This is a genomic window from Peptoniphilaceae bacterium AMB_02 (assembly GCA_036321625.1).
GTDB classification, from domain to species: Bacteria; Bacillota; Clostridia; order Tissierellales; family Peptoniphilaceae; genus Microaceticoccus; species Microaceticoccus formicicus.
In genome coordinates this window covers 22,225-42,252 of the sequence record CP143259.1, presented here as the reverse complement: position 1 = coordinate 42,252, position 20,028 = coordinate 22,225, and the positions used below count along the sequence as shown (strand labels likewise).

The 20,028-nt window shown below is 35.5% G+C and carries 13 protein-coding genes; 11 read left to right on the top strand and 2 right to left on the bottom strand.

The features are described from left to right. Positions 1-85: 85 nt before the first annotated feature. The 6 genes from VZL98_00165 (at position 86) to ugpC (ending at position 8,711) form a co-directional block, all read left to right on the top strand. The gene (locus tag VZL98_00165) at positions 86-1,711 is read left to right on the top strand and encodes a hypothetical protein (GenBank protein ID WVH63402.1); all 1,626 of its coding nucleotides are present in this window, start codon (positions 86-88) and stop codon (positions 1,709-1,711) included. A gap of 342 nt (positions 1,712-2,053) precedes the next feature. Beyond that, positions 2,054-4,210 carry a DNA helicase RecQ gene (gene recQ / locus VZL98_00160; GenBank protein WVH63401.1) on the top strand — a complete coding sequence of 719 codons (2,157 nt, stop codon included), beginning with the start codon at positions 2,054-2,056 and terminating at the stop codon, positions 4,208-4,210. A gap of 241 nt (positions 4,211-4,451) precedes the next feature. Further along, the gene (locus VZL98_00155; GenBank protein WVH63400.1) at positions 4,452-5,828 is read left to right on the top strand and encodes an ABC transporter substrate-binding protein; all 1,377 of its coding nucleotides are present in this window, start codon (positions 4,452-4,454) and stop codon (positions 5,826-5,828) included. Continuing rightward, on the top strand, positions 5,797-6,699 hold the full coding sequence (locus VZL98_00150) for a sugar ABC transporter permease (GenBank protein ID WVH63399.1): 903 nt from the start codon (positions 5,797-5,799) through the stop codon (positions 6,697-6,699). The genes VZL98_00155 and VZL98_00150 overlap by 32 nt, the downstream gene beginning before the upstream one ends. Beyond that, positions 6,699-7,577 carry a carbohydrate ABC transporter permease gene (locus VZL98_00145; GenBank protein ID WVH63398.1) on the top strand — a complete coding sequence of 293 codons (879 nt, stop codon included), beginning with the start codon at positions 6,699-6,701 and terminating at the stop codon, positions 7,575-7,577. The genes VZL98_00150 and VZL98_00145 overlap by 1 nt, the downstream gene beginning before the upstream one ends. Before the next feature lie 12 nt (positions 7,578-7,589). Continuing rightward, positions 7,590-8,711, top strand: coding sequence for a sn-glycerol-3-phosphate ABC transporter ATP-binding protein UgpC (gene ugpC / locus VZL98_00140; protein ID WVH63397.1), 1,122 nt, complete (start codon positions 7,590-7,592; stop codon positions 8,709-8,711). A gap of 43 nt (positions 8,712-8,754) precedes the next feature. On the opposite strand, the gene VZL98_00135 is transcribed toward ugpC, so the two are convergent. Continuing rightward, the gene (locus VZL98_00135) at positions 8,755-9,465 is read right to left on the bottom strand and encodes a glycerophosphodiester phosphodiesterase family protein (GenBank protein WVH63396.1); all 711 of its coding nucleotides are present in this window, start codon (positions 9,463-9,465) and stop codon (positions 8,755-8,757) included. Between the two features lie 184 nt (positions 9,466-9,649). After that, complete coding sequence (locus tag VZL98_00130) at positions 9,650-10,162, bottom strand: DNA topology modulation protein (protein WVH63395.1); 513 nt, start codon at positions 10,160-10,162, stop codon at positions 9,650-9,652. 169 nt (positions 10,163-10,331) lie between these two features. On the opposite strand from VZL98_00130, the gene VZL98_00125 reads away from it, so the two are divergent. From VZL98_00125 to VZL98_00105, 5 genes are all read left to right on the top strand, one after another. After that, positions 10,332-10,826, top strand: a complete 495-nt coding sequence (locus tag VZL98_00125) for a sigma-70 family RNA polymerase sigma factor (GenBank protein WVH63394.1) — start codon at positions 10,332-10,334, stop codon at positions 10,824-10,826. Next, positions 10,813-11,664: a zf-HC2 domain-containing protein gene (locus tag VZL98_00120; protein ID WVH63393.1), complete on the top strand. Its 852-nt coding sequence runs from the start codon at positions 10,813-10,815 to the stop codon at positions 11,662-11,664. Before VZL98_00125 ends, VZL98_00120 begins: the two co-directional genes overlap by 14 nt. Positions 11,665-12,100: 436 nt before the next feature. Beyond that, positions 12,101-17,038, top strand: a complete 4,938-nt coding sequence (locus VZL98_00115; GenBank protein ID WVH63392.1) for a S8 family serine peptidase — start codon at positions 12,101-12,103, stop codon at positions 17,036-17,038. 799 nt (positions 17,039-17,837) lie between these two features. Then, positions 17,838-18,863 (top strand): DNA-directed RNA polymerase subunit alpha C-terminal domain-containing protein, encoded by a 1,026-nt coding sequence (locus tag VZL98_00110; protein WVH63391.1) that lies wholly within the window; start codon positions 17,838-17,840, stop codon positions 18,861-18,863. Continuing rightward, positions 18,839-19,894, top strand: coding sequence for an AAA family ATPase (locus VZL98_00105; protein WVH63390.1), 1,056 nt, complete (start codon positions 18,839-18,841; stop codon positions 19,892-19,894). The genes VZL98_00110 and VZL98_00105 overlap by 25 nt, the downstream gene beginning before the upstream one ends. The last annotated feature ends 134 nt before the right edge of the window (positions 19,895-20,028 follow it).

The following is a 20,028-nucleotide window of genomic DNA, read 5'->3' as shown; positions in this document are numbered from 1 at the left end:
CTTGACTAATGTTTGTCTGGGTATATAATTGGTATATATAATTATAGAGTTCAATTTATTTAGAAAATATAAAGGAGAGATGTAAATGGATAGATTTTCGAACTTAAAAGATAAGTTTAAGAAGCCACAAAACCCGTTTAAAGATATTAAAACGCCAAAAAAATCATTGATTATCAGTATACCCGTACTGGCTTTTGTGCTGTTTTTCACCATGCTGCCACCGATTAATGCGCATTCACACCAGTTTTGGCTATTTTTCTTTATAATCGCCATCTATACTACTATGATTCTCGGTCCAATCTTTAAAGTATTTAAGAAATTGGCAATTGGCCTTGCAGTACTGGCAGTTATAATCGGATTATTGACTGCAAGTTCACTAGAGTTTTTCAATGCCAAGAGATATGCAGCCATCCTTCAGAAACAGGACGGTAATTTTGAGAATGATATCAAAGAGATACCATATAGTGATATTCCAACTGTTGACAGAGAGACTGCTATAAGGCTGGGAAGTAGAAAAATGGGAGAACTCTTGGAACTCGTTTCGCAGTTTAATATAGACGAGAGCTATACTCAGATTAACTATAAGGGAAAACCCATAAGAGTAACACCTCTTGAGTACAATGGGCTATTGAAATGGTTTACCAATCAGTCAAAAGGTATACCGAATTACTTAGTAGTTGACATGATCAACGGAGATGCAAAACTTGAAACTCCGAGTGATAATATCAGGTATTCAAAATCCGATTTGCTTTTTAGAGATATCAGAAGACATATAAGATTTAAACATCCAACCAAAATCTTTAACGAAATCAACTTTGAAATAGATGAAGATGGAACACCTTACTGGATTGCTTCCACTTATAAAAACAGAATTTCATGGTTTGGAGCGATGGATGTAAATGGAGCAGTGCTTTGTAATGCACTTACAGGTGAGAGTAAATACTATCCGCTTGCTGAAATCCCGACCTGGGTAGATAGAGTCTTCTCCGCACAAGAGATAATTCAGCAGCTTAACTGGGACGGAAAATACCAGTCCGGATATATAAACTCCAGATTTGCCCAAAAAGGCGTGCTTCAAGCTACTAAAGGCTATAATTACCTTGCAATCAACGACGATGTATACCTATATACCGGAATTACTTCAGTTGCAGCCGATGAATCAAATGTAGGATTTGTGCTTGTAAACCTTAGAGATAAGAGCACCACATTTTATCGAGTATCCTCTGCCGAAGAATTCTCTGCAATGGCATCTGCTGAAGGAGAAGTACAGGAAAAATCCTATAAATCGACCTTCCCAATACTTTTAAATATCAAAGGAAAGCCGACCTACTTCTTATCACTTAAAGACAATGCTGGACTTATCAAGATGTATGCCTTTGTAGATGCCCAAAAATACCAGGACGTATCCATAGGTAATACCGTGGAAGCGGCATACAAAGTCCATCTAGGGGATAAATTCGTAGTGACAACTGATGAGGAAATAGATCCTAAAGATATTAAAGAAAAATCCGGAACAATTACAGACATTCACTCAGTCGTAATAGACGGAAACACACATTACTATTTTATACTCGACGGAGATGAAACAATCTACATGACCAATGTAAAGCTCTCTGAAAGACTTCCATTTATGAATATCGGAGATGAAATCAGCTTTAAATACAAAGAAGCAGGAGAAAATGCTGCAGAAGTTCTTGGAATAGAGAGATAAATTCATCCTTATAAATCAAATTAACTAAAAGGACTTATCGAAAAGGTAAGTCCTTTTTAAATAGGTTACTACGGTCAATCTTGATAAAAAAGATATGAATAAATGGTAGATTCCAGGAATGTATTATAAACCTGGTATAAAATAAATAAAAAACAGATAAAGAATAAAAAATAATTATGAAAACATATTTATGGTTTATGTATATTACTTAATATTATTCAATATAGCCGGTATATTTATGTAAAACACACAATAAAAGTGTGACCTGACCCTTTTTGAGAAATAAAAATTTTGATAAAGAATGGTATAATGGTAAGTATAAAATAACTGATGGAGGATTCGATGCGACCTATTGATATACTTGAAAGATATTTTGGATATGATGATTTTCGAGATTCTCAACAAGAGATTATAGATGCTATTATAGATGGAAGAGATGTTCTTGCTTTGATGCCGACAGGAAGTGGAAAGTCTCTTTGTTATCAAGTTCCTGCAATGTTGATGGATGGTGTTACCATTGTAATCTCGCCTCTTATTTCGCTTATGAAAGATCAGGTGGATTCGCTTAATCAAGTCGGAATTCCGTCTACATATATAAACAGCAGTCTGGATTTTGATGAGATAAATACCAGGATGAGTGCGCTGGTCTCAGGAGTTTATAAGCTGGTTTATATCGCTCCGGAAAGACTCTCCACTCCCTATTTCATTGATATGCTGGCAAGTATAAATGTCTCTCAGATTGCAGTCGATGAGTCCCACTGTATCAGTCAATGGGGACATGATTTTAGACCAGATTACAGAATGATTTCCAGTATGATTGATAGACTTCAAAAAAGACCCGTAGTTACGGCTTTCACTGCTACAGCTACTGAAAACTGTGCTTCCGATATCATCAAACAACTTCAACTGGTAAATCCGCTAATAGTTGTGACGAGTTTTGACAGACCCAATATCTATTTTGAAGTAATCGAGACCTCTTCTAAAGATGCTGAGATTCTAAATCATTTAAACAAAGACGAGTCGACTATAATCTACTGTGCTACCAGAAAGAGAGTCGATCATCTTCATAGATATCTGGAGTTAAACGGTTATACTTTAGGTAAGTATCATGGAGGTATGAATCCTGAAGATAGACATGATTCTCAGGAGGCATTTATTAACGACGATATCAAAATCATGGTTGCGACCCTCGCATTTGGCATGGGAATAGACAAATCCGATGTCAGAAAAGTCATACATTACAATATGCCCAAGAGCATGGAAAACTACTACCAGGAGGCAGGTAGAGCCGGCAGGGACGGTCTACCAAGTGAGGCCATCCTCTTATTTTCACCTCAAGATATCATCATTCAAAAATTCATAATGCAAGACGATACCAATAGAGAAGAAAGCCATCAAAAGCTTGAAAAGATGATTGAATATTCTAGAACGACAAAATGTCTTAGAAATCATATACTAAACTATTTTAATGAGTTTCCGAAAGAAGATTGCGGCAGTTGTAAGAACTGTGACACTGAATTTGACGAAAAAGATATAACAATCGATGCTAAAAAAATTATTTCGTGTATTTACAGGATGGGTCAAAATTATGGTTCAAATATGACCGCTAATGTACTTATGGGTTCTAAAAACAAAAGACTCCTTGAGCTTGGTTTTGATAAACTCTCCACTTACGGGATCATGAGCGAATACACCAGAAACCAAGTCGAAGAAATCATAAGCTTTATGATTGACAATGAGTATATCGGACAAACTCAGGGACAATATCCTACCCTTTTCTTAAATGCAAACTCGTCATCTCTACTTAATTCTGAAGAGCCGATTATGATGAAGTACAAAAAAAGCGAAATCAAATCAGCTGCTCCTAAGACGACAAGTGAAGTTCACTTGGAGCTTACGGACGATGGAAAGGAACTTTTTGAGATAATCAGAAAATGGAGATACGAAGAGTCACAATCCCAAAAGCTAGCTCCCTTTATTATCCTCCACGACCAAAGCATTATGTCATTGGTAGATGTGCTGCCTAAAACGATGGATGAACTACTCAAAGTCAAGGGTATTGGAGAAAGCAAAGCGGCAAACTATGGTGAAAAATTGCTCGAATTAATCACTCTTAATGCAGATGAGGGTAAAAAATACCTAATCAAAACCGAGGTAGAAATAGAAAGAATATCCAGACCTAAAAAAGTAGAAAGCTCAACTGAACTTGAAAGCTTCAGGCTGTTTAAACTGGGACTTTCCCCTGACGAAATCGCATCACAAAGGGGAATCGTTCTATCTACAGTATTAAATCATTTAACAGAACTGATGAAAAATGGTCACGATATTGATATCTCCAGACTTGTAGATGAAGATCAGCGAAACGAGATATTGAATGCAATTGAAAAAGTAGGATCTGAGAGATTGAAACCGATTAAGGAGATCGTAAGCGAAAATATAACATATGATAGTATTAGAATCGTCGTAACTGACTATAATGAGAAGAAAAAATCTCTATAGATATTCGCAAAGACTCAATAAATACCGGGGGGTAATTTACAAAAATTTAAGATTTTATTTCGCAAACTAAGGCATGGAAAGTTATTTTGATACCATACCTTAGTTTTTTTATGTATTTACAAATAAAGATCGCTCCTTCACATTTTATTCCACAATTCGCAGTCTTTACTCACTCTAAATACACACTTAACATCCATCCTTTACTATTTAATGTGAACAAAATAATAAGGAGTGGATTATGATGAAAAAAACAAAAATGAAATTTATAGCAGTACTTCTATTGATTGTTATGTTGACGTCTTTCCTGGTCGCTTGTAATAGTGCAGGGTCTGATACAGCAGCTCAAAACAAAACCGATAGTAGTTCTGAAGCAAAAACAGGTGATTCCGGAAAGACACAGATAACTTTTTGGCATTCTATGGGCGGTGTCGGTGAAGAAGGAATTAAAGAATTGGTAAGTAGATTTAATTCGTCTCAAGATGAAATTGAAGTCATCACAGAATTTCAAGGTGCTTATGATGATGCCCTCAATAAACTGAGATCTGCATCTTCTGCTGCAGATGCCGGCGTTGACGTAGTTCAAGTTTTTGATCTTGGGACTCGTTTTATGATCGATTCCGGCTGGATAGTTCCCGTTCAAAACTATATAGACTCTACGGGATATGATATCAACAATATAGAACCCAATCTGGCTGCATATTACACAGTCGACGGTAAGTTAAACTCAATGCCATTTAACTCTTCAACACCGCTTTTATACTATAACAAAGATATTTTCAAAAAAGCAGGTATAGAAAATCCTCCTACAAGCCTGGAAGAAATTCTCGAAATAGGAGAAGTGCTGAAAACTAAGGGTGGTGCAGAAATGCCCATCGCTATCTCCATCTATGGTTGGTGGGTAGAGCAGTGGATGAGCAAAGCAGGAGGAGAAATGTTTGACAACGGAAACGGTAGAACGGCTTCTCCAACCAGTGTTGAATTCGTAAAAAACGGAAAGCTTGAAAAAATATTGAGCATGTGGCATGGACTTGAAACCAAAGGATTTGCACCAAATGTAGGTAGATCGGGAGGATCAGCTGAATTCATTTCAGGAAAAGCAGCCATGGCATTTGCTTCGACAGCCAGCCTAAGAAATCTGTTAAACGAAGTTGGAGATAAGTTCGAACTGGGCACAGCTTACTTCCCCGGTGCTTTAAAGGAAGACACAAATGGTGTTTCTATAGGCGGAGCAAGTTTGTATATTATGGATTCAGGTGATACCGCTAAAACTGATGCAGCTTGGAAGTTTATAGAATTTATGATATCTCCAAAGTCACAAGCTTACTGGAATGCACAAACAGGATATTTCCCGATAAATGTCAAGAGTCATGACGAAGATGTTTTTAAAGACAATTTAGCAAAATATCCACAATTTGAAACAGCAATTAAACAACTACATGATACGACTCCCCAGGCTCAAGGTGCATTATGTGCAGTATACCAAGAAACTAGACAGATAATGGAAAAAGAGATCGAAAATCTTATGAACGGTCTGTCAGAGCCTGCAGAAACTGTCCAAAAAATCGGAGAGCAGGTGAATCAATCAATTGAAAACTACAATAGAGTTAACGCAAAATAATTCAAATGTGCCATTATTGAGTAAAAACAGGTGGAGTATCAATGCCTACCTGTTTTTGCTCCCTTCGTTGGCAGCACTCATAGTTTTTGTATTTATACCATTTTTTCAGACTTTAGAAAGAAGCCTCTACCTTACCGATAATATGGGTAAAAACGCTTTATTTATCGGGCTGGAAAACTATATACTTCTTTTCAAAGACCCATCATTCTATAATAGTTTATTTGTGACTTTGAACTATGTAGCAATAGTGGTCGTGGTTGGAGTACTGTTAGGATTTACAACAGCCTTGCTTTGTCAAAAGAGTTTCCCGGGGGTCAAAATCTTTTCTACAGCCTATGCACTACCCCTTGCGATAGCATCAAGCGGTATGGCACTTGTATTTGGCGTTATGCTAAATCAGACTACGGGAATTTTAAATCGATTGCTCCATACTAATATCAACTGGATTGCAGATCCTAAGTATGCTATATGGTCTGTTGGCATCCTTACAGGTTGGTTAAATAGTGGAATGAATTTCTTATTTTTCAGCTCGGGCTTGGCAGGCATTTCCGAAAATCTGTATGAAAGTGCTTCTATAGACGGAGCCAACCAATTTCATAAACTCATCTATATAACTATCCCTTCATTGATGCCAATAACATTTTTTGTGGTAGTAACAAATATCATAAACGCCTTTCAAAGCTTCGGTCAGATTAAGCTTCTAACTCAAGGCGGCCCCGGCGAGTCGACTAATGTAATCGTCCACGATATTTATAGAAATGCATTTATGAACTACAGATACGGCTATGCTTCAGCTGAATCCGTCATCTTATTCTTTATCATTATGATATTTACCTACTTTATGTTTAGGGCTAGAAAGAGAGGCTTGTAATGGATAATATAAATGTACTTGAAGAAAAAAAGATGGGAATAAAAAAGTCTCCATATTACCGAAAAAAATCGCGTGGAATTATTCTCGTGATCCTAAATATTATTATGATATGCATTGTCCTGTTTCCACTATTTTATGCCGTAAGTATGTCTATTAGACCCGAGGCAGATTTATACAATCTGGATGTAGGTCTATTTCCCAGACAAATTACCTTAAAGAATTATATGGATGTATTTAGAATCTCCAATATAGGAAGATTTATAAAGAACTCGTTTATCGTTTCGACAGTGATAATGTTAGCTCAGCTCATAAGCACATCTCTTGCTGCATTCTCATTCCAATTCCTTAAATTTAAAGGTAAGGGAATAATCTTTGCTCTAATCATGGCAACTATGATGATACCGGGAGAGGCTACCATCATTTCTCAGTATTTGATGGTAAGCGGTTGGGGACTTCAAAACACCTTAACAGCTCTGTTTCTTCCATACCTAACCTCTGCAATGGGAGTATTTTTATTTAAACAAGCTTTTGAAACCTTTCCTGTAGAATTATATGAGTCGGCAAAAATCGACGGTTGTTCAGATATAAAGTTCTTTACCTATATACTTCTTCCTGTCTCCCGACCCACGATAGCAGCACTGAGTGTCACATCTTTTCTAGGTGCATGGAATATGTATATGTGGCCACTGCTTATAACAGGCTCTGAAAAATACAGAACTGTTCAAATAGGTATTGCAATGCTGAATGCTGCCGATGCTCAATCGCTTTTGCTTATGCTGGCTGGCGTTGTAGTGTGTATGATACCCTCTCTCACCATATTTTTAATAGCCAGAAAAAATATGATTAATGGTTTAACTGCCGGTGCTGTAAAAAGTTAGAAAGGAGTCAATATGGCAGAAGTTGTATTAAATAATCTAGTAAAAGTATATGAAAGCAATAATATTGCAGTTAATAATGTAAGTTTAGAGATAAAAGACAAAGAATTTGTAGTACTTGTAGGCCCCTCCGGATGTGGAAAATCCACCATGCTCAGAATGATAGCAGGACTCGAAGAAATCAGTAGTGGTCAGCTCCAAATAGACGGAACAGTAATGAATGAAGTTCAAGCCAAAGACAGGGATATAGCTATGGTATTTCAAAGCTATGCACTTTATCCGCATATGAGTATAAGACAAAATATAGCATTTCCGCTCAAAATGAAAGGGGTCAAAAGAGAAGTGATAAACGAAAAAGTTGAAGAGGTATCAGAGATTTTAGAACTAAATAACTTACTCGACAGAAAACCAGCTGCACTTAGTGGAGGACAAAGACAAAGAGTTGCACTGGGTAGAGCAATGGTTAGGAATCCGAAGGTTTTTTTACTTGATGAGCCCCTATCAAATCTAGATGCTAAACTAAGGGTTTCGATGAGATCTGAAATAGTGAAACTGCATAGGAAACTCGAAACAACCTTCATCTATGTTACACATGATCAGACAGAAGCCATGACTATGGGAGACCGCATTGCGATACTTAGAGATGGAATTTTGGAGCAGATGGATACCCCTACTAAAATCTATGATTTCCCTGCCAATAAATTTGTAGCAACCTTTATTGGCAGTCCTACGATGAACCTATTGGAAGTATCCGTGGTCAAAGACCAAAATATACCATTCGTCAGCATCGCAGGTCATAAATACCGCATCCATGAAGAATCCTTGAAAAGATTGATAGCATTACCTAAAAGATTAATCTTGGGCCTTAGACCGGAAGCATTCTCCATAGCAAGCATAGAAGATGAAGATACTATCGATATTGTAATTTCAAGCATAGAGCAGATGGGCAGTGACAGTTATATCTTTTTTGAGATCGCGGGAGTATCCATGATTGCAAGGGTAGCACCTAACCATACGATTAAAAGGGGCTGCTCCATTAAGCTAAAGATCGATATGTCCAAAGCATATTATTTTAATATCGATACAGAAGAGAGCCTCCTACACCCCATAGATGAAGATATGAAGAGATATAGCTAATAAAAAAAGGTAGAATAGCTCCCGGGAGTTTTCTACCTTTTTCTTATTTTAAATTTTGAAGAACTTCGGGCACATTTGAAATAATGCCTCTTACTCCAAGCTCTTTTAATAAAGATGCATGCTCGGGATTGTCTACAGTCCAAGCATTGATATAAATCCCCTCTGCGTTTAGAGATTGTATCATATCTTCATCTATGGTAGTAAATAGTGGATGAAAATATTCCATATTGAGTCTTTTTAGATATTCCACAGGTTTTACCAGGTTTGAAGCTTCGAGTACTGCATGAGCAGCCTCAGGTATTATCCTCTTGGATTCCATTAAAGACAGATGATTAAAAGAAGAAATAATAACCTTCTCTTCCAATTTATACTGTTTTATCAGTTTAGCTACTTTGTCTATTAGCCCCGGATAAGAAAATATGGAAGTCTTTAGCTCAATATTTGTTATTAAATTGCATCCCTTAACAATATCAAGATACTCTTCCAGCACCGGTATTTCGGTATGATTAAAATCATCCCTATTCTTGGCAAAATTAAGTTCTTTAAGCTCGGCTAAAGTCAAATCAAAAACCCAAGCATCCTCACCGGTAAGTCTTTTTAAATTCTCATCGTGTACTATTACAACCTCTCCGTCTTTGCTAAGCTGTACATCAAGCTCTATCCCGTCTACACCTATGTCGATCGCATGTTCAAATGCCTCCATGGTGTTTTCCGGAAAAACCTTACTGCATCCTCTATGAGCATATATAAGCATATCATCGCCACCTTTTTTATATAAGATATTTCTCAAATCTATACTAACAGCTTGAAGTAAAGTTCAAATTAAATCACCGATAAAAGAGTTTCATTTCAGGAGATGGAATAATCATAAATTAAAGAATGTATCAATATCATAAAGATAAGCACTTTAAAAATGATTTTTGTATCCAAAGAGCATTCTAGATTTTAGCAAATCCCTTTACAAACTCATCAATCTCTTTTTGCGATTTAAGAACGATAGTCTTTTCCGGATAGCTGTTTACAGTCTGTTTAAACGCTTCTCTTTTCGCTTTATTTCTGCCATTGTAGAGTATCCATTTTATAAATTCAAAATCCAGTTTTTCATTACATCCGCTTGCCATATCTTCCCTGGTTTTTCCCCTGTATTTTAAATACCTGAAAAAAGCTCTTTTGAGGCAAGTAAATCTAGGCAAGAGTAGGAGTATTATTAAATCTGCTTCTTCTATCCTTCTCTTCTTATAGAATTCCCCGTAGTTTCCATCGATTATCCAGCTTTCCTTCTTTAAGAATTCCAAGACCATTCCATTCGCACTTTCTCTATCTCTAAGATTCCATCCCGGCAGAAAGTTTACAGAGTCCAAATGAAGTACCGGTATTTGGAATGCTCTTCCCAGTTTCCCTGCAAGTGTGGACTTTCCACTACCGCTATAACCCATCAATGCTATCTTCATACACTCTTCCTCCCATTAAACCGTTTTAAAACTATATTATAATAACACAAACTTGTCAATGATTAATAAAGTTTACTCTATCACTTTAATAATGATAAGATAATAGTAATATTTGATTTTTGTAAGATTTCGTCACTTAAAAACGTCTTATATACGAGGAGGTGAATGTATGCATGACTGGGAAGAGATTTATCAAAAGAACTTTAAGGATGTCTACTATTTTATCTTAAAGCTCTCCAAAAATGAAACTATCGCTGAAGATATCTGCTCCGATACCTTTTTACAAGCGATGAAGTCCATAGAAAGCTTTAAAGGTGAAACTTCACTTAGAGTTTGGCTATGCTCCATTGCAAAGAACAAGTATTTTAGTTACCTCAGAAAAAACAATCCCCAGGATATTGATATTGACTTGAACCTTCTCCCCACGGACCAAGATCTCGAGGAAGAAGTATTATCCGCACTTGGATACAGTGAAATCTACAATAAAATACTCTCCCTGCCAAAACCTTATTCCGAGGTTGTAAAATTAAGACTTATAGATGAATTGAGTTTTAAAAAAATCGGGAACTATTTTAAAAAAACGGATAACTGGGCATGCGTTACATTTCACAGAGGTAAGAGAATGTTAAAGAAATTTATGGAGGAAGAAAATGAAAAATTGTAATATAGTTAAAGATTTAATGCCTCTTGTAGCTGAGAATATCGCTTCTGAAGAAAGCTCAAATCTTGTAAAAAAACATATTGAAACATGTTCCGAGTGCAAAATAGTTTGGGATTCCATAAATGATAATGAATATACGGATGCATTCGAATCAGAAGCCATACCTATAAAAAATGCAAGAGATAAAATCAATACCTACAGAAAAAAATCAAATATTGTCATAGGACTACTAATCACCTACATCTTGCTTATAATATTTCAGTTTTTAACCAGACCTGTCCTCCTTCCCGCGGACAAAGCCATCTTGGATTTTGAAATAAAGGGTGAGGATATAGTACTGACTCTGAGTTCTGAAGTAGCTGGCATAAGCCTGTCCGGAATGGAATCAGACCCTGATAATAAAAAAGAAGGCTATAGTCTGATGGCTTGGACTAATAGAATCAATAAATATATGCCCAATAGGAGCGAAGCTAAATACCTCATTGAAAATCCCAAGTCTAAGCTTATATACTATATTTCAGATAATGATGTTGACATAATACTTGGTGAGCATAATAAATCTTCTAACCGAGCCACACTTCCAAGACTTGCACTTAGTTATTATTTAAAACTTGCCGGATTTGTATTTTTAATCACAGCTCTAATAGCTGCATTTACAAAAATTAAATGGTTTAAGTACCCTGCCACTTTTAGTTTTTCATATATCATTACTCATTTTCTTGTAGTCGGCACCAAAACAGCTACTTATCAAATGACCAAGGACTTTCTTATCATTCTCGTCCTTTCGCTCATTCTCAGTATGGCTTTAGTTATGTTTTATAAGCAAAGAAGTACGATTTAATTCGAGAACGAATTAAGTATAGGATTTCAGTTTTTAATATCTCCCCTTAAAGTAAGTCATTTTATCTAATGATAGATGTATTATTTAAGGGGGGATTATTTTAATAATTTCACATAAATTTTCCACCAGATAATCCTTGCGCATACGTTTCCACAAAATTTTTATATCATTTTCTTAAGTAATCCAATTTACAAGACTATTTTCTTTTACACTTTTATTCTATATTGCCCTCTATTATATTATGATTCTATTGTCATGTTTTATCAGCATCTATAGTTATTTGATACTCTTAATCGTGGAAATATAGCCGATTATATCTGTATTTAAAAATTTATTCAATTTTTAAACTATAAACTTCTTTATCTATCTACCTTACTTTAAATATAATGTAACATATGCTATACTTAGAGCATAAAATTTGAAAGGGAGTGTTAGCTTGAAAACATTTTTAAGACGTACAGCAGCTTTTATGTTGTCGGGAGCATTATTATTTACATCTCTACCTATCAACATCGCTAATGCACAGGAAGTAAAAGTTCCCGAGTTAAAGACTGACTATAGGGAAAGCGTAAACCCGGAGCTGGCAAAGTTGGATCCAAATTTAGCTTCATATAAAGCTGAAGAAAAGGTTAGAGTAATAGTGGAATTATCAGAAGAACCAATTATTGATAAAGCTACTCAATCTGGAATATCAGTTCCTGAACTTTCTCAAGGGGCTTTCAGAGCACAAGAGAAAGCGATTTCAGATGAACAATCTACTGCAAAGTCTGATCTTGAAAATAAAGGCGTAGAACTTGTTGAAAAAGATAAGTTCTCTGTAGCAATCAATGGTTTTTCAGCAGAAGTAAAAGCTGAAGACCTTGAAGAAATAGCTAAATTACCTGCTGTAAAAAAAGTTTATCTTTCAAGAGAATACGAAAGACCAGCGCCTGTTGAACCGAGTATGGTCAATTCTGTAGGTCTAATAGGAATTGAAGAAACATGGGGAGATTTGAACTATAAAGGTGAAGGCATGGTAGTTGCAATTATAGATACCGGTGTAGATTACGATCATAAAGACATGAAAATCACCGATCCTTCAAAAGCTAAGCTAACTGAAGAAAAAATCAACGAATTAATCTCTAAATACTCTCTTCCAGGTAGATATATAAATGATAAAGTTCCTTATGGATATGATTATCATGATAAAGATATTGAGCCTAAAGAGACGGCACCTTCATCCCAACACGGAATGCATGTTGCAGGTACTGTTGCGGCGAATGGTGACCTAGCAAATAATGGTATAAAAGGTGTTGCTCCTGAAGCTCAAATACTTGCTATGAAGGTGTTTTCAGACAACGAGAGCATGAATAATGTCTTTTCAGATTCTTATCTAAGAGCTATAGAGGAATCAGTTATGCTTGGAGCAGATGCTCTTAATATGAGTTTAGGAGCACCAGCGGGCATTTATGATAGAAGTGGAGAAAGTGCTGAAGATGTAGCTCTAAATAATGCAGTTGATAATGGTATTATCTGTGCAATAGCTGCAGGAAATGATAGAAATATAGTAGATGGATATGGCAAAATGCATAAGAGAAATCCTGACTTGGCATTAGTTGGCTCTCCTTCTACCTTCCCTAATTCATTCGCAGTAGCTTCTTTTGAAAACACAAAAACATTCTCAAATGCTGTTGAAACTGTAATTAATGGTGAAAACTTCTCATTTGCTGCCAAAGTACATGAAAGCAGTCCAAAAGAAGGATTCCCAAAAGATAGTGAATATGTATATGTAGGACTTGGTGCTACAGATGCAGATTATGAAGGTAAAGATGTAAGTGGTAAAGTAGCCCTAATTCAAAGAGGTGCTGCAACATATACAGATAAGAAAAATCTTGCAATTAAACATGGTGCAACTGCCGCTATAATCTTCAATCATGAAGCAGGCGGAGATGCCCTTGTAAATATGTTAATCGATCCTCCATATGATATTCCAGTGGCATTTATCGGTCATAGCGATGGAATGAGACTTGTAGGAGCACCGGAAGGAACTAAGGTTACACTAACCGTAGATCCTAGTTTCGTTGATAATCCTTCTGCCAGAAAAATGAGTACTTTCTCAAGTTGGGGTCCTTCAAGTGACCTAAGGATGAAACCTGAAATACTAGCTCCTGGCGGAAATATTTATTCGACTCAAAATAATGATGAATACGGAGTTATGAGCGGTACCTCAATGGCTACACCTCATGTAGCAGGAGCATCTGCGGTTGTTAAACAAGCTCTTAAAGAAAAGTTCCCAAATCTTTCTGAAAAAGAGTATGCGGAATTAACTAAACAAGTTATGATGAACACTGCAATTCCTCAAAAAGATAATGGTACAGGATACACTTATTCCGTTATGCAGCAAGGTGCAGGTATGATGAATGTTCATTCAGCTATAACTACCCCTGTTCATATTGATGTAACTGGAACTAATGACAATATAGCTGATGGAAAATTAGAGCTAAAAGAAATATACGAAGATCACTTCGTAGTAAAATTAACACTTCACAATACTTCTAATAAAGCCATAAAATACGACCTAAAATCGGAAGTATTAAAAGAAGCGATAGAAGATGACCATTTTGCAGAAAGAACTGAAGAAATAACCTCAATTATAAAGCCAAAGAGCATAAAAGTTAAAGCTAATAGCACGATTACAAAAGATTTTACCATTAGTTTTGACGGTCTTGAAAATAATCAATTGCTAAATGGATTTATTCATTTGGAAAACAAAAACCATCCTAAACTTACCGTTCCTTTCATAGGTTTCTATGGTAATTGGAATGAACCGAGAATTATCGATGGTATGAAGGGATTTGAAGATAATTTCTTCCCACTTCCAGGATTCTATGCAATTTATAAGAATAATCAAGGCAAAGAAGTAATTAATCCACTACCTGTAAAAGAAAAAGACGGTAAAAACGTCGTTTACTTTAGCCACAAGACCAATATTATGCCTGTATTATCAGTAATCCGTAATGCAGAAAATTTAGGTTTTAATATAACAAATGCTGAAGATAAGGAATTAGTAAAACTTAATTCTGAAATTCGTGTAAGAAAAGTCAATAGACTGGGCGGAGGAAAATCGCCATATTTCTTCAATGATTTCATGAAATGGGACGGAAACCTTAGAAAAGGTTCTGCAGTAGAAGGCGAATTATACAATTACAATATCAAAGCTCAATTAAACTATGATGCCGATGCTCAAGTTTATAAATATCCTATCGTTTTGGATAAGACAGCTCCTGAAGTAGAATTTGTAAAATACGATAAAACTACACGAACAATAGATGTTAGAATAAAAGATGCACTTTCAGGTACAGCATATCTGGTATTTATTAATCCTAATAATACAGAACAGTTAGAAGTTAAACCTGTAGAACAAGCGTATCCTGAGTTTAAAGAAGGCGATGTTATTTCCTATACGCTACCTGAAGATTGGGATACTGACAAATTAATAGTTGGAGCTGAAGATGCTGTTCTAAATCTTAACCTCTTTAATTTATTTGATCTACAGGACAGCAAAGATACTCCAAGAATTGATATTACATCACCTAAGATTTTAACTTTCCAAGAACCTGAAGTTAATGTTAGCGGTACTATAACAAATACTGAAAATCTGGATAAAGTTATACTTAGACAAGTTGATGAAAAAGGTAATGTTATAGGCGAAGAAGTTGAAGCAACTTTTGAAAAAGACGGCGATAAATTTGTATTCAATGGTAAAATAACTGTTGAAGGTGAAGAGCTAATCTATATCCAAATTACTGCAATATCAGGATCCTTAAAAGGAAATGTTGCTCAATGGATATTTGTCGACAAAACCGCTCCAACTATAGAAATCTCTCACGAATGTAATCCTGACAATGAAAAAGACGTTAAACTTACCTTCCATGTTAAGGATAATTTCTGGGCAGTAATGGTAGATGAAATAAGAGAAGATGGATCAACTTATCAAAGATTACTAAAACATGACGAATCTTTTGAAAAGCTTGAAAGAAAGCCGACCGATGTTACATTCACTCATGATTTTGAATTAGAAAATGTAGAAGAGGATGAAACATTCTACTTCAAAGCTTATGATTTCGCAGGAAATGAAACCAAAGTATCATACAGCATTAAGAGCGGTGAATGTGCTATCGTAGAAGGCCCTGGAACTACTGAACCTACAGATCCTGAAGTAGATCCAACAGTACCAGGTAATAACGATGAGACAGATGAACCAAACAATCCGGAAGAACCAAAACCGGTAGAACCGGGAACACCTGATCCTGAAAATCCTGTGGATCCAGAAAAACCTGTAGATCCGGAAAAACCTGTGAATCCAGAAAAACCAGAAGATGATGAAAAGCCTAATGACGAAGCAACAACGCCAGATAAACCTAAAGACAATAAACCTGGCGGACCTGATATCGACAATCCTGTTGAAAAACCTTCTGACGGAAGCGAAGCAACCATAGCGACTGTTGAACTTTCAGGAAAGACAAGATACGAGACTGCTATTAAGATTAGCACCGAGCTATTTAGAGAAAGCGAAAAAGTCGTAATAGCTTCAGGTGAAGATTATCCTGACGCACTTGCAGCATCAGTACTTGCAGCTGAACTGAATGCACCTCTTTTATTAAGTACTAAGTCTGCATTAAGAGACGATGTTAAAGCTGAGATTGCAAGACTTAAAGCTAAAGAAGTACTATTAATCGGTGGAGAAAATACACTTGATGCAAATCTTGAAAAAGAAATCTCTGCTTTAGAGCTAAAAGTTGAGAGAATAGCAGATACTAATAGATACAAAACAGCAGCTAAAATAAATGAAATGGTTAAGAGCCTTACAAGTAAATCTGATCATGTAATTTTAGCAAATGGTAGAAACTATGCAGATGCACTAGCAGCTGCTCCATATGCAGGTCTTGAAAAAGCCGGTATACTGTTATCTGAATCAGACAAACTAGATGAAGCTGCTATGAAGCAAATCGAAGGCGTTAAAAAGGTTACTATAATTGGTGGTCTAAAATCAATATCTAAAGATATTGCCGATGCCCTAGAAGCAAAAGGTATAGAAGTTAAAAGAGTTTCTGGAAGTGACAGATATAACACAGCTAACGAATTAGGAAAAGAATTCTTTGCAAAGCCTGAAAAAGTTGTTATAGCAAGCGGAGAAAACTATCCTGACGCATTAGCAGGATCACTTATAGCTATTAAAGAAAAAGCTCCAATCTTACTTGTTAAAAAAGATCATGTAAGCGATGAAACTATCGCACAACTAAAAGAAATGGGAGCAGTTCAATTCTATCTACTAGGTGGAGAGAACACAATATCTACAGCTGTTAAAAACACTCTTAAAAACATCTATAAATAATAGAATCCCAAAAAAGACAGACCGAAAAGTCTGTCTTTTTTTGTTTCCCATAAAGATGCTTGACTTAATTAACTTTTTAGTCTATATATGCAGTTTACTCTAGTATTCAATCGCCTTTACCATTTTAATTATCCATTACTTAGTATACATATTTATCCGATAAATCAATCCTTATATTTTTTATCTAATTATTTTTTAATTACCTATGTTCTTTTATCACCATTTGTTTTCACGTCCTTTTTTAAAACTCCTTCCCCACTTCACAAAAATTACTCCTACACATTATGACACAGTACATCTCTTATTCACAACTCAAGTGCATTTTTTTTAAATTATTGGCCTATTAATTAAAATCTTAATATATTAAGCTTACTCCCCTCATTACTAAATTAAAATTTTAAAATAATACTTGACATTATTTATTTACCATGCTAATGTATTGGTGCATATCATTGGGATGTGTATTTATTAGGAATATGATTATTGAAAGCTAACAGATTGATCAAGGGAAATTATAGCGAGCCCGTTTAAGGGGATAGCTGTACCCATTTTGATTAATTGATTAGCTTTTTTTGTGTTCCTTGACAAAAAAATTACCGTCCAAATTTAGTACCTCTTCAGTTAAGTAGACCATGACATATTTTTAATATCGAGCTTGCCAAGAAGAGTGATAACTGCAAACCGCCGACTAGGGTAGGTTGTGAGGAATGAATTTGGGGCAAACGGATATAGTCCACTTATATGCAATAATTTAAAAATCTTTAAACTAATAAATAATATCCCAATAAGGAGGCTTTATATGACAAAAATTCATGTTTTATTATCTAATTCACTAAATGCTATTAAAGAGTCTGTATTTTCACTTATGAATCATTCTAAAAGATCGATTGTAGAACCTTCTGATATGCAAGTTGAAGAATCTGATGAAAAAACGGAACTTGAAAATGTATATGGGCATGAAGATTGCCAAGATCAATACATTTCATATGCCAATTCAGATGCTTTCCTTCAGAATAGTTTAAAAATGCTTAATGTAAGTCCTTCAATATCTGAGGCACTCAATGAAGCATGTCTTTACCAAATTGCGGACATAGAATGTCGTAGCAAACATTGGCTAAGATATTGTTTGGATGAATTGAGTTCTGATGAACTTGAAGAATTATTCGACGCTTTAAAAGACCGCGGAATAATCCTGGAGGAATATAGTATGGATGAATATTTGGACTTAGATATAAGTCAATTGGAGCTAAGTTCGCCCACATATAGTGCTTTAGAATCATGTGGATTAAGAACAGTTTCTGATTTGGTAATTCGCAGTCCGTATTGGCTATTAAAAAACATAGATTCTTTTAATCAAAATAATATATATGAACTCTCAAGTGTGCTTAAAAGAATCAACCTGAGTTTGGCTGAAATTAATGAGGAGGAGTTTGTCGAGTTTAAAAGACTCCAAAATCTAGATACCTTTATAGAAGAGCATCTAATCGGGGAAGAAAATCTATTAAAGAGCAAATTCTTAAACATTTCCAACGATTTTCTAGATGAAGATATAGAATATTTTGATTTCAGTTTGCGCACATACAATTGTTTAAGAAGAGCCGGTATAAGTACGGTAAGAGACTTAGCTTCACATAGTAAAGCATCACTTGCCAAGATTAGATCTATAAATGACCGTATTTTAGATGAAATTTACTTTAATCTTGACTTAATTGACTTGTCTTTAGACGACGAGAATGAGCTAGATAAACTCGAAGTATACTTAAATAATTCAAGCAATTTGGAGCTTATTAGAAAAGCCCAGTGCCAGTTAATTCAAGAAAATTAGATTCCGATTATGAGAATTTTCAGCATGAAAAATACGATAAATGGCATGAACTAAAAAAGATTTGCTTAGACTCAGCTAAAGAGCGGGAAACTAACAAAAAAGAAGTTACTTTACTACGTGCTAATCCTCCATCTTTACAAAAACTTAAAGAATTAATAGGACTAGAATGCGTAAAAGAACAGGTGAGTGATGTTATTGCTCACAGTGTAATTAATAAAAGTAAAAGTGAAGTCACAAATCAGGAATTTATGAATCCATTTAATATGGTGTTCACAGGAAATCCAGGTACAGGAAAAACGACTGTTGCAAAAATCATCGCCGAAATTTTCAAAGATTTATCACTTTTAAAAAAGGGTCACTTAGTAACCGCTACGCGAGCCGGCTTAGTAGCAGAATATTTAGGCCAAACTGCAGATAAAACTACCGAAGTTTTCAACAGTGCTCTTGACGGAATACTATTTATCGATGAAGCCTATTCCCTATTCTATGAAGGATGCTCTCCAAAAGACTATGGTGTTGAGGTTATAAACACATTAACTGGACTAATGACTGAAAATATTGGCAGATGCTGCGTAATCTTAGCCGGATATCCCGAAGAAATGGAATACTTGCTAAGACATTCAAATCCGGGTTTCCGAGACAGATTTCCTTTTATTATAAATTTTGATGACTATGATCAGAAAAGTCTGGAGCAAATCTTCAGATTAAAGCTGAAACAGCGAAATCTTAAACTGGATAAGAGCTGTCATCAAATCTTAAAAAATCATATAACTCAAATCTACGAACACAGAGATCAGAACTTCTCTAATGGACGTATGGTTGAGAACTACCTACAAAGAATCGTTCTTAATCAGGAACGAAGACTGTTTAGTTTGTGGTCGAGTGGAAAAGACTTAACAAATCATGACTTATTCACATTAAAATCAATTGATTTTAATGATGTCCTTGAGCGTTTTATTAAACATGCACCTGAAACAGTCAATACCCCTCCTATGGGATTTGTCTCCCCTTCCCTGGCAAATTCCTATTAAGACTGTTTCATACCCTGTACAAAGCCCTGCCATGCTGCAGGGCTTTGCTTTTAATAATGACTTGTTATACTAATGCTTAGAGTTTTTTCTTCAATAAAAAAGAACTCATCATTAGATGGGTCCCTTTTTTAGAT